The 15,121-nt window shown below is 48.1% G+C and carries 14 protein-coding genes; 5 read left to right on the forward strand and 9 right to left on the reverse strand.

Going from position 1 to position 15,121, the window contains the following annotated elements; genetic code table 11:
* Nucleotides 1–36: 36 nt before the first annotated feature.
* The 3 genes from ABIB39_RS11440 to ABIB39_RS11450 all read left to right on the forward strand — a co-directional run bounded on the left by ABIB39_RS11440 (nt 37) and on the right by ABIB39_RS11450 (nt 3,416).
* Nucleotides 37–210, forward strand: coding sequence for a DUF3606 domain-containing protein (locus ABIB39_RS11440; RefSeq protein WP_354430041.1), 174 nt, complete (start codon nt 37–39; stop codon nt 208–210).
* A gap of 5 nt (nt 211–215) precedes the next feature.
* The gene (gene ligD, locus ABIB39_RS11445; protein WP_354430043.1) at nt 216–2,963 is read left to right on the forward strand and encodes a DNA ligase D; all 2,748 of its coding nucleotides are present in this window, start codon (nt 216–218) and stop codon (nt 2,961–2,963) included.
* 72 nt (nt 2,964–3,035) lie between these two features.
* A complete protein-coding gene (locus ABIB39_RS11450) occupies nt 3,036–3,416 on the forward strand; it encodes a hypothetical protein (RefSeq protein ID WP_354430044.1) in 381 nt (126 codons plus the stop codon).
* Here ABIB39_RS11450 and ABIB39_RS11455 read toward each other — a convergent pair.
* The 9 genes from ABIB39_RS11455 to ABIB39_RS11495 all read right to left on the reverse strand — a co-directional run bounded on the left by ABIB39_RS11455 (nt 3,406) and on the right by ABIB39_RS11495 (nt 13,163).
* Nucleotides 3,406–3,912, reverse strand: a complete 507-nt coding sequence (locus tag ABIB39_RS11455; RefSeq protein WP_354430046.1) for a DUF1003 domain-containing protein — start codon at nt 3,910–3,912, stop codon at nt 3,406–3,408. The two genes, ABIB39_RS11450 and ABIB39_RS11455, sit on opposite strands and share 11 nt — an antisense overlap.
* 8 nt (nt 3,913–3,920) lie before the next feature.
* Nucleotides 3,921–6,446 (reverse strand): excinuclease ABC subunit UvrA, encoded by a 2,526-nt coding sequence (locus tag ABIB39_RS11460; RefSeq protein WP_354430048.1) that lies wholly within the window; start codon nt 6,444–6,446, stop codon nt 3,921–3,923.
* A 45-nt stretch (nt 6,447–6,491) separates the two neighbouring features.
* Nucleotides 6,492–7,265, reverse strand: a complete 774-nt coding sequence (gene xth, locus ABIB39_RS11465) for an exodeoxyribonuclease III (RefSeq protein ID WP_354430050.1) — start codon at nt 7,263–7,265, stop codon at nt 6,492–6,494.
* 15 nt (nt 7,266–7,280) lie between these two features.
* Nucleotides 7,281–7,817: a lipocalin family protein gene (locus ABIB39_RS11470; RefSeq protein ID WP_354430052.1), complete on the reverse strand. Its 537-nt coding sequence runs from the start codon at nt 7,815–7,817 to the stop codon at nt 7,281–7,283.
* A 2-nt stretch (nt 7,818–7,819) separates the two neighbouring features.
* On the reverse strand, nt 7,820–8,062 hold the full coding sequence (locus tag ABIB39_RS11475) for a YtxH domain-containing protein (RefSeq protein WP_354430053.1): 243 nt from the start codon (nt 8,060–8,062) through the stop codon (nt 7,820–7,822).
* A gap of 16 nt (nt 8,063–8,078) precedes the next feature.
* Entirely contained in the window at nt 8,079–8,849 is a 771-nt protein-coding gene (gene ku, locus ABIB39_RS11480; RefSeq protein WP_354430055.1) for a non-homologous end joining protein Ku, read from the reverse strand.
* Nucleotides 8,846–9,118, reverse strand: coding sequence for a hypothetical protein (locus ABIB39_RS11485; protein WP_354430056.1), 273 nt, complete (start codon nt 9,116–9,118; stop codon nt 8,846–8,848). The genes ku and ABIB39_RS11485 overlap by 4 nt, the downstream gene beginning before the upstream one ends.
* Before the next feature lie 134 nt (nt 9,119–9,252).
* Nucleotides 9,253–12,288 (reverse strand): PAS domain-containing protein, encoded by a 3,036-nt coding sequence (locus ABIB39_RS11490; RefSeq protein WP_354430058.1) that lies wholly within the window; start codon nt 12,286–12,288, stop codon nt 9,253–9,255.
* A 104-nt stretch (nt 12,289–12,392) separates the two neighbouring features.
* Nucleotides 12,393–13,163, reverse strand: coding sequence for a DNA-formamidopyrimidine glycosylase family protein (locus ABIB39_RS11495; RefSeq protein WP_354430060.1), 771 nt, complete (start codon nt 13,161–13,163; stop codon nt 12,393–12,395).
* Nucleotides 13,164–13,294: 131 nt separating this feature from the next.
* On the opposite strand from ABIB39_RS11495, the gene ABIB39_RS11500 reads away from it, so the two are divergent.
* The gene (locus tag ABIB39_RS11500; RefSeq protein ID WP_354430063.1) at nt 13,295–13,489 is read left to right on the forward strand and encodes a hypothetical protein; all 195 of its coding nucleotides are present in this window, start codon (nt 13,295–13,297) and stop codon (nt 13,487–13,489) included.
* A gap of 277 nt (nt 13,490–13,766) precedes the next feature.
* Nucleotides 13,767–14,900, forward strand: coding sequence for a ComEC/Rec2 family competence protein (locus ABIB39_RS11505; RefSeq protein WP_354430065.1), 1,134 nt, complete (start codon nt 13,767–13,769; stop codon nt 14,898–14,900).
* Nucleotides 14,901–15,121: the final 221 nt, after the last annotated feature.

Consider the following 15,121-nt stretch of genomic DNA (forward strand, 5'->3'; position numbering starts at 1 on the left):
TGAAAGTAAATCAATTAATAATTTAATCATACAGCCATGGACGATAAAACAAAAACCGGCAGCCCGGACAGCAAATTCATTAATGTAAACGAAGATTACGAAGTGTCCTACTGGACAAAGGAGTTAGGCGTAACCAAAGAAGAACTGAAAGAGGCCGTCAAATCGGCGGGAACCGCTGTGAGAGCAGTTAAGGACTACCTTAAAAAATAACAACGATGGGCCTGACCGAATATGCCAGAAAGCGGGACTTTAAGAAGACCGCCGAACCCAAAGCCGGGAAAAGCAAGGATAAGGATCACCTGATCTTTGTTGTTCAAAAGCATGATGCTTCCAGACTGCATTATGATTTCCGGCTGGAAATGGATGGCGTATTAAAAAGCTGGGCCGTACCAAAAGGCCCATCGCTTGACCCTAAAGTTAAGCATCTGGCCATGATGGTGGAAGATCATCCTTTTGATTACCTGAACTTTGAGGGCATTATCCCGAAAGGCGAATATGGCGGAGGAACGGTGATCGTTTGGGATGAGGGAACTTATGAGCCTATTGAACCGATCAAAGGCAAAAAAGCCCAGGAAAAACACTTACTCAAACAATTGGCATCCGGCCAGTTGAAGATCAAACTGCACGGGGAGAAATTAAACGGGGAATTTGCGATGGTAAAAACCCACGGCATGGGTGAGAACGGCTGGTTGATGATCAAACACAAGGATGAGTTTGCTACCAGCGACGACATCACCAAAAAAGACAAATCTGTCCTTTCCGGCAAAACCATCGAAACGATGGAGAAAACCAGTGAAAAGGTCTGGCAGCACGGGCACGAAGAAGATGTGGTGCCAGATGAAGAACTGGCAGAGGAAGTTAAAGCAGAAGAGCCGGGAGAGCTGGATATCAAAGCCATTTTAAAATCCGCCCCTAAATCTAAAGTGCCAACCAATATCAAACCGATGAAAGCCACTTTGGTGGATGAACCGTTCGATGAACCCGGATGGCTCTTTGAGGTTAAATGGGATGGCTACCGCGCAGTTGCGATACTCGACAAGAAGGAAGGTGCCCAACTGATCTCGCGCAACAATCTCCCATTCGAAAAATACTACCCGATCAATGAAGCTCTCAAAAGCTGGGGCATGGATGCCGTACTTGACGGCGAACTGCTCGTGCTGAGTGAAAAAGGAATTTCCGATTTTGGTGCCATGCAGAACTGGCGCAGCGAAGCAGATGGCAATCTGGTATTCTATATTTTCGATATCCTATGGTATGAAGGCAAAAACCTGATGGGCCTGCCGCTAATAGAACGCCAGGCCATTCTTCAATCTATCCTGCCAACTGACAATGAGCATATCCGCCAGAGCAAAGTATTCGATGCCAACGGTATTGACTTTTTCGGGGCTGCCGAACGCATGGGGCTGGAAGGCATTATCGCCAAAAAAGCCGACAGCGTTTATACTTCAGACCTGCGCAGTAAGGAATGGCTGAAGGTCAAAGTTCAGAGACGGCAGGAAGTGGTCATTGCTGGTTTCACTAAAAATGAAGGCACCGGCAAATCATTCAGCGCACTGATCCTGGGTGTATACAAAGGAAAAGACCTCCAATTCGTCGGCAAGGCCGGCACCGGATTTTCCGATAAACTGCAAAAGGAAATGATGGCGCAATTCAAGCCGCTCATCACCGATAAAAGTCCGTTTGACTACGAAGTGGATGTAGACAAGCCTACCCGCTTCCGGCCTAAACGCATGGGAGCGAAACCGACCTGGTTAAAGCCCGAGCTGGTTTGCGAGGTGGGTTTCGCCGAAGTAACCAGTGACGGCGTATTCCGCCAGGCATCGTTTAAAGGGATGCGTACGGATAAAAAAGCAAAGGACGTGGTTCTGGAAACGCCGGTAGATACGGAAGAAACGGTGGCCGAATCGAAAGAAGCCGCTGAACCAGCAGTGAAAGCTTCAAAAACAAAAGAAAATTCAACGAAATCCAAACTTAAAGGCAAAGCAAAAGAAACCGATCTGAAACTGGAACCCGTTAAAAGCACGGAACGCAAAACCTTGCTTAATCCTACGGAAGATACCCAAACCAAAAAGGTTTGCGGCCACGACCTGAAGTTTAACCATGTTACCAAACTGTACTGGCCGGAAGACAAGATCACTAAAGGGCAAATGCTCAATTACTATTATAAGGTGGGTGAGTATATGATGCCCTACCTGAAGGACCGGCCGATGTCGCTGAACCGTTTTCCGGGTGGTATTCACGGTCAAAGCTTTTACCAAAAGAATGTGACGGATAAAGCACCGGATTGGGCCAAAACTTTTGACCATGTAACGGGAGAAGGCAAGGTGACCAAATATTTGGTGGGAACGGATGAGGCCAGTTTATTATGGATGAACTCGCTGGGTTGCATTGAGATCAATCCCTGGTTCAGCCGTGCGGAGACACCAGATAACCCGGATTATTGCGTGATCGATCTTGACCCTGATAAACATACTTACGACCAGGTGGTGGAAGCTGCCCGGCATACCAAAGATATATTGGATGCAATAGATGTGCCGTCTTATCCAAAAACATCAGGCTCTACGGGTATGCACATCTATATCCCGCTTGAAGGCAAATATACTTATGACCAGTCTCAGATGTTCGCCAATATTATTGTCAAACTGGTGCATAAACAAATACCGGACTTTACAAGTCTGGAACGCAGCATCGTTGCCCGAAAAGGCAAGATGTACCTGGACTTTTTACAAAACCGTCCCGGTGCCACGATTGCCGGGCCGTATTCCCTCCGGCCGAAACCAGGTGCAACTGTATCTATGCCACTAACCTGGGATGAGGTCAAGCCGGGGCTGACCATTCAGCACTTTAATATTCACAATGCCTTAGACCGGCTAAAAGAAACCGGCGACCTGTTCAACGGGGTGCTGGGAGAAGGGATAGATCTGGCAAAAACCATAAAAAAAGCACAAAGCGTATTCAGATAATATGAAAAAAATCATCAGCAATATCATTGGGGGATTGCAGGCGCAATCGCCCTGAATATCATTCATCAAACGGTGATATCATTTGACCATGATGCGCCGCGCATTGACCTGGTGGGTGAGGAAGCTTTGACTAAAGGAATGGAATCTATGGGACTAACTCCACCAACTGGTAACGCCCTATTCGCAGCAACCATGGCAGGCGATATCCTGAGTAACGCGCTTTACTATAGCACTATCGGCTTTGGAAAAAAGAAATACCTATTCTTACGTGGAGCCGGAGTTGGAATAGCTGCCGGGATCGGTGCGCTAACGCTAACTGAACCTTTGGGATTAAATGACGCACCGGTAACCCGGACCGAAAGAACTAAGGTGCTGACAGTAGCCTGGTATGCATTGGGAGGATTAGTTACTGCGGCAGTGATCAAATCACTCCGTTCCGCTGCTAAGGTTTAATATCATCCTCTTTTTCATCTATGGAGTGATGGATCTGGTCAATATCCGTTTGCTCTTTCATTTTCGCTAATTCCTGATCTTCGTCGGGATTAATGCCAAGCTTTAGATGCACTGCATGCAGCATTTGAAGCACTTTGGTGATCTCATCTTCAGCGCGTACATTTATTTCAAACTCGACTTGTTGGCTGATCTTTTCGATCCGGCCCTGACGGTTTTGATTGATCAGCACAGAAATGGATAATATGATCGCAAAAATGGATACTGACATCTCCAGCGTTGAAAATGGAAAGGGATCAAAAGGCTTCAGACCCGGTATCAATTTTGTGTTCCAGCAAATCCAGATGGTGAAAACCCCTATACAGATCGACAAAAAGGTCATGCTTCCAAATATGCTGGTTATGAGTACCGCAAGTTTATCTGTTTTAGTTTTAGTAAAATTTAGGGAGGACCTCAATTGCGCATCGCGTTCGACCTGGTTGGTTGGTTCATTTGCCATAATAAAAATTATTTAAAGTGTTTTGCCAGGTAGGGAGCCGTTCGGCTTTTTTGATCTTTAGCAATGTCAGACGGCTGACCTTTGGCGACGATCTGACCACCATCTTCCCCGGCACCGGGGCCAATGTCTATCACCCAATCACTGGCGGCAATTACATCCATGTCATGTTCAACCAGGATCACCGTGTTTCCGGCATCAACCAAACGGTTAAGCTGCAACAACAATCTTTCTACGTCGGAAGGATGCAAACCAGTTGTGGGTTCATCCAGAACATAAAGCGTTTGTCCGTGCTGGGCCCGCTGCAGTTCCGTGGCTAGTTTGATGCGTTGCGCCTCACCACCGGAAAGTTCGGTGGCCGGCTGGCCTAAACGCAAATATCCTAAACCGACTTCCCGCACGACTTCCAGTGCGCGGTTGACGGTTGGATCTTCATCAAAGAAATTTGCGGCTTCATCAACGTTCATCCTCAAAACATCCGCAATGTTCTTGTCCTTGTATTTTATTTCCAGCGTTTTCGGATTGTAGCGTGTACCGCCGCAAGTCGGACAGGGCGTGTAAACACTTGGTAAGAACAGCAGTTCCACCATCACCATACCTTCCCCTTCGCAATGCGGACAGCGTCCTTTTACCACATTGAATGAAAAGCGACCGGCATCATATTTCCGCCCCTTTGCCGCCGGTGTAGCAGCAAATAATTTCCTTACATGATCGAATAAACCGGTATAGGTTGCAAGGTTTGAACGTGGCGTACGCCCGATGGGTTTCTGGTCAACCACGACCAGCCGTTTTATGGCTTTCATGCCACTTACGATATGACCGCCCGAAGTCAGCACTTCAGACTGCTCTAAAGGATCGGCTTCTGTATCTCCGGAGATATCCACCTGCAAGCCTAATTGCTCCGCAACAAGCTCCACTAATACCTGGCTCACCAAACTGCTTTTTCCGGAACCGGAAACACCCGATACACTGGTTAATACGCCTAAGGGAAAAGCCGCATTCAGTTCAACCAGGTTATTACGGGTTATGCCCTCCAGCTTCAGCCAGTCTTTTGGAATCCTTGGGTCACTTAACACTTTGCGGACATCATCATAGATATAATGCCTGGTTAGCGAAGTTTCCACTTCTCGCAATCCTTCCGGAAGGCCGCTATACAATATATGGCCGCCTTTTTCACCTGCGGTGGGGCCGACATCCACGATCCAGTCGGCATGCCGGATCACATCGATCTCGTGTTCTACCACGAAAAGCGAATTGCCGGAAGCTTTGAGTTTCGCCAAAGCCCGCAATAGCGCTTCCGTATCTGCCGGGTGCAGGCCTGCTGAGGGTTCATCCAGCACATAAACCACCCCGAATAAATTAGAACGCACTTGTGTCGCCAGCCTTAACCGCTGGAGTTCGCCTGGAGATAAGGTGGGTGTGCTTCGTTCGATCGTCAGATAGCCTAAACCCAGATCCAGCATTACCTGCAACCGCGCCAGGAAATCTTCGGCAATCCGTTTGGCTACGACCACTTTTTCCAGGTGAGCAGCAGCTATTTGTTTCAAAGCCGGTGCTTCGCCGGTAGCATAGGGCGCGAATATGAGGGCTAATTTATTCAGGGCGAGCCTGGAAAGTTCGGCGATATCATAGCCTGCAAATTTGACGGACAAAGATTCCTGCCGAAGTCGTTTACCGTGGCAAAGCGGGCATTCACTGCTTAGCATAAATTGAGATACCCGTTTCTTCATCAAAGCACTTTGCGTATGGGCGAAAGTGTGCCGCACGTAGCGCCTCGCCCCGGTAAATGTGCCCATGTAATCCGGCTGCCGTTTGTTCTTAATGAACCGTTGTATTTCTTCGTGGTTATATCCAGAATAGACCGGCACGACGGGTTGCTCTTCGGTAAATAAAATCCACTCCCGGTCCTTTTTAGCCATATCTTTCCAGGGCACGTCGATATCATAACCCATCGTAGTCAGGATATCGCGCTGGTTCTGCCCCTGCCAGGCAGACGGCCAGGAGGCAATGGCTTTCTCACGGATCGTCAGTGTATCATCGGGCACCATAGTTTGCTCCGTTACTTCGTAAACCCGGCCTAATCCATGACACTCCGTGCAGGCACCTTCAGGTGTATTGGGTGAAAAAGATTCGGCGTAGATAATATTCTGTCCTTGCGGATAGTCACCCGCGCGGGAATAAAGCATGCGTAATAAATTAGACAGGGTAGTAACGCTTCCGACGGAAGAACGGGTCGAAACAGCTCCCCGCTGCTGTTGTAAGGCTACTGCTGGTGGTAATCCTTCGATCTCATCTACTTCCGGGATCGCCATTTGGTTAAACAGCCTCCGCGCATACGGGGAAACGGATTCCAGGTAGCGCCGTTGCGCTTCTGCATACAACGTGCCGAAGGCAAGTGATGATTTTCCGGAACCGGAAATACCGGTAAATACCACCAGCGCATCCCTGGGAATATCGAGGCTTACATTCTTGAGGTTATGTTCGCGCGCGCCTCTTACCTTTACAAAGCCGGAAAAATCGTTACCTTTTTTAGACATGAAATTTAAACACAAAATTCAAACCTAAGTTTGAAGAGGTCCCGTTTAATCCCGTAGTTCAATCCACACGGGTGCATGATCGCTGGAATGTTCCCAGCCTCTTACGTGTTTATCTACGGTCGCTGACACCAAACGTTCGGATAACACTTCATTCAATAAAAAATGGTCGAGCCGCAGGCCTGCATTCCGGCCATATGCATTTCTCAGGTAATCCCAAAAAGTATAAATGCGCTCATTGGGATATAGCTGACGGATCGCATCCGTCAAACCCAGTTTTAGCAGTGCGCGCCACAATTTCCGGGCTTCAGGCCGGAATAACGCATTCTCCACATACTTCTCCGGTTTATAAGTATCCATTTCGGTAGGCATGATGTTATAATCACCGATCAGCGCCACTGGTAAATGAAAACCTTCCAGTTTCCTGGCATGTGCGGTAAGACGCTTTATCCAGGATAATTTATAGTCAAATTTGGGCCCTGGATATGGATTGCCGTTGGGGAGATATAAACAGCCGATAACTACGCCATTGATAAAAGCTTCAATGTAACGGCTGTGCAAATCATCCGGGGCCCCATCCAAACCGCGCCGGGTTTCCTGTATCTCGCCGTAACGGGACAGTATAGCTACGCCGTTCCAGCTTTTCTGGCCTTGCCAGATCGCAGAATAACCCGCATCCAATAAAGCGCGTTCCGGGAATTTATGATCCTCCGTTTTGAGTTCCTGCAAACACACCACATCGGGCTGCGCCTCCTCCAGCCAACGCAGCAAGTTTCCGATCCGGCCATTGATGCCGTTGATATTATAAGTAGCGATCTTCACAAACTGATGGGAAAACTAATAATCCATCCATTCCAATTTACTGATCTCAAACCCGAGTACAATAGCCTTTTGCAAGAAGCGCTGTTTCATCTCTTCCGGCATACTGCTTTCACGGGACAACAACCACAGGTAACCCATGCCGCTGCCGGAAACAAGCGCATACTGGTAGCCCTCATCAATATCAAGAATATTATAATCCAGGTAGATCGGCAGAAAGTAAGCAACTTCCAATTGGCCGCGGGTCTCTGCACCACGGAACTTGATGGTCCCGGTCGCTTCTACCGGTTTGTTTTTAACCGAGTTAAAAGCGCGGGTCACCACTTTGATAGTCCCATCACCGTTCTGGCTATATTCTTCCGTCAAGTCACGCAAATCTTTTTCGATCAGGCTGGGCATCCGGGCGACTTCGTTCCACTTACCCAGGTATCTTTCCTTATCAAAAGGATCGACAATGGCGCTTTCCGGCACTTTCTTTTTCGGCCAAAGCGCAAACGCTATCCCGGCGACACCGGCACCTGCTGCCAATGCGATTAAAGTGGTTCCTTTTTTCATAACTAATCTTTAATGATCGCATCTGTTGCCACCTTAGCGGCTTTTTTTGGAATGATCGTTTTTTTATCGATCACTTCAGCTACTTTGTCGCTGACCACTTCCTTGAATTTTCGGCTGATCTGCCTGCGGTGCTGCGCGCCTTTATCGGTCAGGAATAAATAGACAAGTCCGATCCCTGCTACTACGCCGACCGCTAATCCAACGATCAGGCCGGTATGGTCTTCTTTTTCAAATGGATTTTTCATGTTTATCGTTTAAATGTTAAGCACCTTTTTTAACGTTTAAGCTGCTCATCAGCTGATCATAAAGATCATCCCCTTTAGCCGCTTTTGGTTTGAGTTTCTTAATGGTCGGACGTTTGCCTTTAGCTTTAAGCTCAATGATTTTTAATAGTTCTGTATGATACTCGTCTTTATATTTAGAAAGGTCTAAGGGCTCCGCATACTGGTTGATCAGGGCCAGGCCCATATCCAGTTCTTTTTTGCTGACCACCACGCCATCATCCAAATTCAGTTCATCCTGCTCCCGTATTTGCTGCGCAAAACGGATACGGGTGATCACAATAACCTTATCCACCGGGTGAACGATACATAAGCTTTCCGTGCTACGTAAAACAAAACGGGCCAGGCCTGCTTTACGGGATTTTTTTAACGCCTCCAATAATAACGCATAGGCTTTATTTTTCTTGGTAGCAGGTTCGGTATAGTAAGATGTTTCGTAATACATTGGGTTTACGGATACCACATCGACAAAGCTTTCGATTGTTATTTCTTTACTTTTTTCAGGTGCAGCGGCGTCAAAATCCGCTTCTTCTACGATGACGTAGTCGTCGTCATATTTATAGCCCTTGACGATCTTGTCGTAAGGAACCTCCTTTTTAGTGTTCTCATTAACTCTTTGAAATTTAATGTGGGCGTGATCCCGGCTGTCCAGCATATCCAGGTCGAGCGATGAGGTCTGCACCGCAGAAAATAATTTAACGGGAATGCTTACTAAGCCAAATCCGATGGAGCCTGTCCAGATCGATCTCATAATTTTAATTTTCTAATGTTATCGTTAATGCCGTGGGGGTGGTGCGCTTCTATCTTGTCCGCCAGTAAATGCAATAATTCTTCGTCCAGGCCGGCTGGGTTCTGACAGATCTGCAAAAATTGGTGATCGTCGGGCTCGAAACTGGCCACGAATGCACCATGTTCATAAATCCTGAACTTACAATTGTCATCATGATGGTGCGCGTATTCGCCCACCTCGAAATGGTGAACCTCTTTATCCTGGGTGATCGTGATCGGGTAATTTTCCATAGCTGATATATCCCAAACAGAACCGTTTGCCGGATAGTTTTGTTTCTTTTAATTGAAGAACATAAAGCCGATCCGGCAACAGCCGTGGCTCTGCTACAGCAGTATGTGCGAACGTACGTTGCCTGACATGGTCATTATACACACTGTTCCAGCCAAGACCCAGCTTCGGCGGTATCCGTAAAGAATTGGGTAACCACATCACCCACTTTCAGATCTACGCTTTTTTCGGCAGCCAGTTTACTAAAAGCGCTCGGCGAAAATACCCAGGCGAAATAACGCAGACCGGCTGCTTCCATCGCAGGGAACCATTCTTTACCGGTCCATTCTGCTGCTTCCGACCAATTGCCAAGCACGTGGGTATTATCATTGAATACTTTATTTACTTTGTTATGGGCAAGCATCCGCAGCATCTGCGCGCCGCCATTTTTTACACTGGTCATATCCTGGAACCCCGTCCAGTCCACATCCAACCGTTGCTTTTCCTCATTGTAGATGATCGTGATCGTGGGATCTTGGTAATAGATATGATCATCGACCAGCACCTGTTCGGCATGATTGGCGACTAATGGCAAACGAAAATAAAAGGTGGAACCTTTCCTTTCTTTACTTTCGATCCAGAAAGTACCGCCATGACGCTTCAAAATTTCCGAAGAAATATAGAGACCAAGCCCCAAACCTTCAAAACGCATCGCCGTGTTATCTACCCGGTAATAGCGGTCAAATAATTTATCGAGATGGCTTTCCGCGATACCGATGCCAAAATCCTGTACAGCAACCACGACGCTTTCGTCGAGTAATTGTGTGTTGACGAGTATTTGCCCGCCTTCCGGCGAATACTTCACCGCATTCGTTAAGAAATTGTTCATGACCTGCTCCAGCCGGATACGGTCACCGGTATATTCGACCGAAACAGACTGCTCCAGCCTGATCTCATGGCGGGGGCTTTTCAGCCGAACAACCTCGACCGCATCTTTCACCATTTCCAAGAAATCAAACGGCTGGGCGTCATAACTTACTTTACCGGCATTGATCCGGCTCACATCCAACAGATCGTTGATCAGTTTTTCCAGCCGGAAGATCTGGTCGGTCGAACGGTTGATAAATGGTTTCAGGTTTCCGTTGTCACCGCTCCGCTGCATGATCTGGTTAAAAGCCTTGATACTGGTCAGCGGCGTCTTGAGTTCGTGGCTGGCAATAGACAGGAACTCGTCTTTTCGCTGCTCATTGGTTTTTTGTAATTCTATATCCGTATTCGTACCCAGCCAAAGGCTGATCTCGCCGTTTTCGCGGTAAGGCAGCGCCCTTGCTAAATGCCAGCGATAGCTGCCATCATTCATGCGCAGCCGGAACTCGGTCAAATAGGGTGTTCCCTTAGTGATCGAGCTCACCCAGGCCTTCATGCAGCCGGCCAGGTCATCCTGATGAATAAAATTCTGCCAGCCCTGGCCAACGATATCAGGTCCGTCAAAACCAAAATCATCCGCGACGACCTGGTTGACATAATTCAGTGCGCCGTTAGGTTCGGCGGTCCAGACCTGCTGCGGTATCGCATTCAGCATAAAACGGAATCGTTCTTCGCTTTTTTCTGTTTGCTGGCGGGCCTTTACTTGCTCACTGACATCCTGGCAAAGCACCATTACGCCAGTGATCGTACCATCCGGTTCGCGGTATGGCTGGTAGACCAGATTTAAAAAGCCGCTGATCGCCTCATCATCCTTGTATACTACATAAGGCGTATCATACAGATAAAGTGGCTCACCGCTTTCCCGCACCCGTTCAATAACAGGCCGGAAGATCGCTTCTGACTCGGGGATCACCTCGAACAGCGATTTGCCCTCCAGTTCACCCGCTGTGCGCCCGATGAGTTGTCCGTAAACATTGTTGACGATCTCTACTTTCATATTGTCGCCGGTCAACAAGATGATACCTACACTTGCATCCCTGACCAGGTTGCGAAACCGCTGCTCGCTCGCTGTCAGCCCGCTTAGCGTCTGCTGTAATAACAACTGCGTTTCACTTAATTCCTCATTGGTTGCCGCCAGTTCTTCGTTGGTAGACATCAGTTCTTCATTGGCCGAACTGACCTCCTCATTGAGCGTTTGCTGTTCTTCCACGCTTTCTTCCAGTTCACGCGTGCGTTCCTTTACCCGTTGTTCCAATTCACTATTTAACGACTGCAAATCTGCCTGGGTCAGCTGCAATTGATCATTGGTTGCAATCATTTCCTCATTGGAGGCTTGCAATTCGTCGTGCAAAGCCTGTAACTCCTCGTACGAACTGCCTAATTTATCGTACGCTTCCAGCAGTTCTGCCCGTCGGTTTTCGAGTTCTTTACGGGCAGCGACATGCCCGGTTACTTCATATTTAAAACTGAGCAGCGCGTAAACCTCGCCGGCTTCATCCCGCAACGGCTGGTACACCAGGTTGAAATAATGGTCTGTGACCTCGCCGCCCGTTTCCGCCGCCAGCGGGATCAGTAATTCATTTTCGATAAATGGTTCGCCGGTTTGATAGACCGTTTGCAGGATATCCCAGATCGGCTGTCCTTCGATCTCCGGTAAGGCCGCTAACAAAGGCAGTCCCAACACATCGCGTCCCGGAAATAATTCGCGCTGGTATTGCGGATTGATATAATCATAGATCAGGTCTGGTCCGCGTACGATAGCGATCTGCGCCGGGATATCGTGAAACAGCCGCTCCATCTGTTCGGCCACCAGTTGCGCTTTAAAACTCGCGGCGCGTTCTGTGTCCACGCTGGCCTGCAAAGCTATTTCTTTAAATACCTGTTCTGTATGTTCGGTGGTATGGTGGATGATGTAACGGATAGATCCATCCGGATTTTTAACCGGCTGGTGAACGGTCTTCCAGTAGCGCTCAGTCAACTGACCGTCACAGCCCGGCATATCAAACCGGGTCACCGGCAGTTCATGCCGTTCACCGTTTTCGAGCACCCTATCCAATGAGCCGCGAATACCACCATCCGATGCCGAAAAACTGTCAAATAAATCCTTTCCTATGATCGCCGCACGGTCTTTATTGGTCGTATGCAGATACCGGTCACTCGCGCCCAGTATCCGGAAATCGGCTGAAAGCAGGAGGTAGTTCTCCGGCAAGGCTTCAAAAATCGTTAATTCTTCGGGCTCAGGGCCGGTTGTAAAAGTTGTGTCCATCCAGGTTATTAAAACTGCGATAATATTAAAGGAACAGGGCCCGGATTTGTTTGAAAAAGGTGCAAACATCATCACCATCATGCTCGGTAACCCAGCCCCAAGGGTTAATTGAAAAGTTGCTGAGCGTCGGTATAATAGGTCGTCCGGCCACCGATCTTTTCTGTTTTGATCGGCTCACCCTTAGCGGTAATTTTAAGTTTCGGGCTATGGACGAGCATAAAATCTTTTAATTCGCCGCTCAATTCATCGCCGTTAGCTTCTGAAATGTCCTTTATCGCTTTTTCGAGTACCGACCGGATACTGATAAAGATCTTCGTCACCGCTTTTGGCGGAATTTCCTTAGCAATGGAAAATGGGGACACGCCAGCACCGTAGAGAATCTCATCGGCATAGGAGTTACCGATTCCCCGCATCACCTTCTGATCCATTAACAACGTTTTGATGACCGTGCGTTTTTTAGCCAGCAGGGCCGTAAAATAATCCTGAGCCAGATTCAGCGCGTCCGGCGTTTCAACGGGTTTTGGGTCGAATGTCGGCGTCGCCTGTTTTTGCAGATCAATTACGGCAAAGCCGTCACCACCAACAAAATGGAAAGCTAGAATTTGGAAGCGTGGCGTTTCACCAGACTTCAGATCCACTAGTTCTCCCCTTAACATTAAATGTACACCCAATACCTGGCCGGCAAAATCGAAATGTAAAGTTTTACCGACCCGACTAACCCCCGTCAATTCACGTCCTTCCAGTGCAGATCGTAGTTTCTGCCCGGACACATTTAACTTCCGTGGTTCAGTAATGTCCAGTTGATCCAGCACCAGGCCTTTAAACTTTCGGGAAAGAATATTTGCGAAGACCGTTAGGTCTGGTAATTCTGCCATAATTTAGCATGCATTTAATACGTCATTAACACCGAAAAGTGATTATCTGTGTTAGCAAAAGAAAATTAAATCCAACGTGCTGCGTTGCTAAACCATGACCGATCCCCAAGCCGAAGCCAAGCAATTTATATATGACCTTGCCAAATTTAGCCAAAGAACATTTGTTCAAAGCTGGTGAGCACTGGACCCTGAAACGGGCCAACGAAGAAGAAAAAACTGATGCCCTTCAGCAGAAAACCGTGCCAAATCTATTGAAGTTTAAAGCAGGGCTTATAGGCATTTTTGACTACAACAAAGGGCAATTTGATCGTTACAAACGTGTATGACCTACATGCTGTTCAATTGCATGTGGAGGATCTTTTACCCGGCGATAAAAAGCTGTTGGCATCCGCATTTTATCGCCGCGCTCTAGTTACCTTGCACGAATCAAACCCGGTTCACATGAAACGAATTTTCCTCCTGTATGTTAACTTTTTTTTGGCCTTATCCGCTTTCGCACAGCAGCCAGGCTGGGAAGTAATACGCCCGGCGATACTGCACAAATCCGCGAACAGCAGTTCCGGGATCGCAGCGCGCCTTCCTGCCGGAACGAAATTGCAGATATTGCTGGCAAAACGAAAAAACAACTTTTACAGGGTGCAGGCACCCGCGAGCGGTATTAAGGGCTGGGTCTATAAAACTTTCATATCCCGTGCAAGAGACACAACTATCCATATCCCATTAGTTTTCAGCCCGCTTACCGGCCTCGATTCCGTGAGCATCCGTGTTATCGACGTGGATAACGGCCTCTGCACCATCATCCGCCTGCCGGGGAATAAATACGTCATTTATGATGCTGGTGGTCTAAATACCGCGGACGGTAGCCAGACCTGGGGCCAGATGAAAAAGTTCCTGCCCGAAGGCGCGACAATAGAATTTATGGTTTTAAGCCATATGGATGGCGACCACATCGTTGCCGCCTCGCAAGCTATTCGGGGCTACCGAATCAAAAAAGTGATCTGGGGCGGATACGACCGTAAAATTGACGGATCGAACGCAACAGAAACCAGGGCATTTCAGAAACTAAAAAGTGCCTTGCAGGGCCGTGCCAACATTACCGAAAGCATCAACCTAAATGAACGCGACAGTGTTATTTACCCGGGCGGCGACATTGTGATTTCCGGTGCTCATTTTAAATTGCTTTGCGGCTTTGGTAAACCTATGCCGGAATGGCATCTCACTTCTGACGCGGCGGAACGGCTGAACGGTGTAAGTATCGTAATGAAAGTGGAGTATGGCGGCAATTCTGTGCTGTTCACTGGCGACGCGCTTGGCCGCCGAAAAAATGATGCCGAGGGCGTGTGCATTGCGACAGAGAAATTCCTCGTAGAAAATGCCGCTGAGGCACTACGGTCGACCATTATGTTTTCCCCTCATCACGGGGCGGAAAACGGCAGTTCTAAACCCTTTCTTGATAAAGTCCGCCCTGAGTACATCATCATACCAGCAGGGCACGTATCAAGTTTCCGGCATCCGCGCAAAACCACCTGCGAGCGCTACCTGAGCTATGTTACGGCCGACCATATTTTCCGTACCGACCGCGGCGATGATCAAGGCCCCTTGGAATGGGGTTACCTGAGCATCCCCGGATGCAGGGATATTGCCGGTGATGACGACATCCAGGTCGATCTGCGTTCAGACCACAAGCTCCATGTCTATTACCTAAACCCGATCAATGCCTGTACAACATTCAAATAATTCCCTTAAACCGGGATAAGGTGTAGGTGGATCTCAAAAGCAAAAGCTAGTTGAATATACGCAGGTGCTATAAAGGGATACTTGGGTGATAAAGTCGAAGACTCTCCGGATATCTGTACATGGAAAGGATAAGGATACAGCCGTGCCCAACGGATCAGAATGCGAGGGGCATTAAAATGATTTATAAAATCAAACGTCTAAAATTTTGTGCAGCAGGTCAT

The organism is Mucilaginibacter sp. UYP27, assembly GCF_040547175.1.
Lineage (GTDB): Bacteria > Bacteroidota > Bacteroidia > Sphingobacteriales > Sphingobacteriaceae > Mucilaginibacter.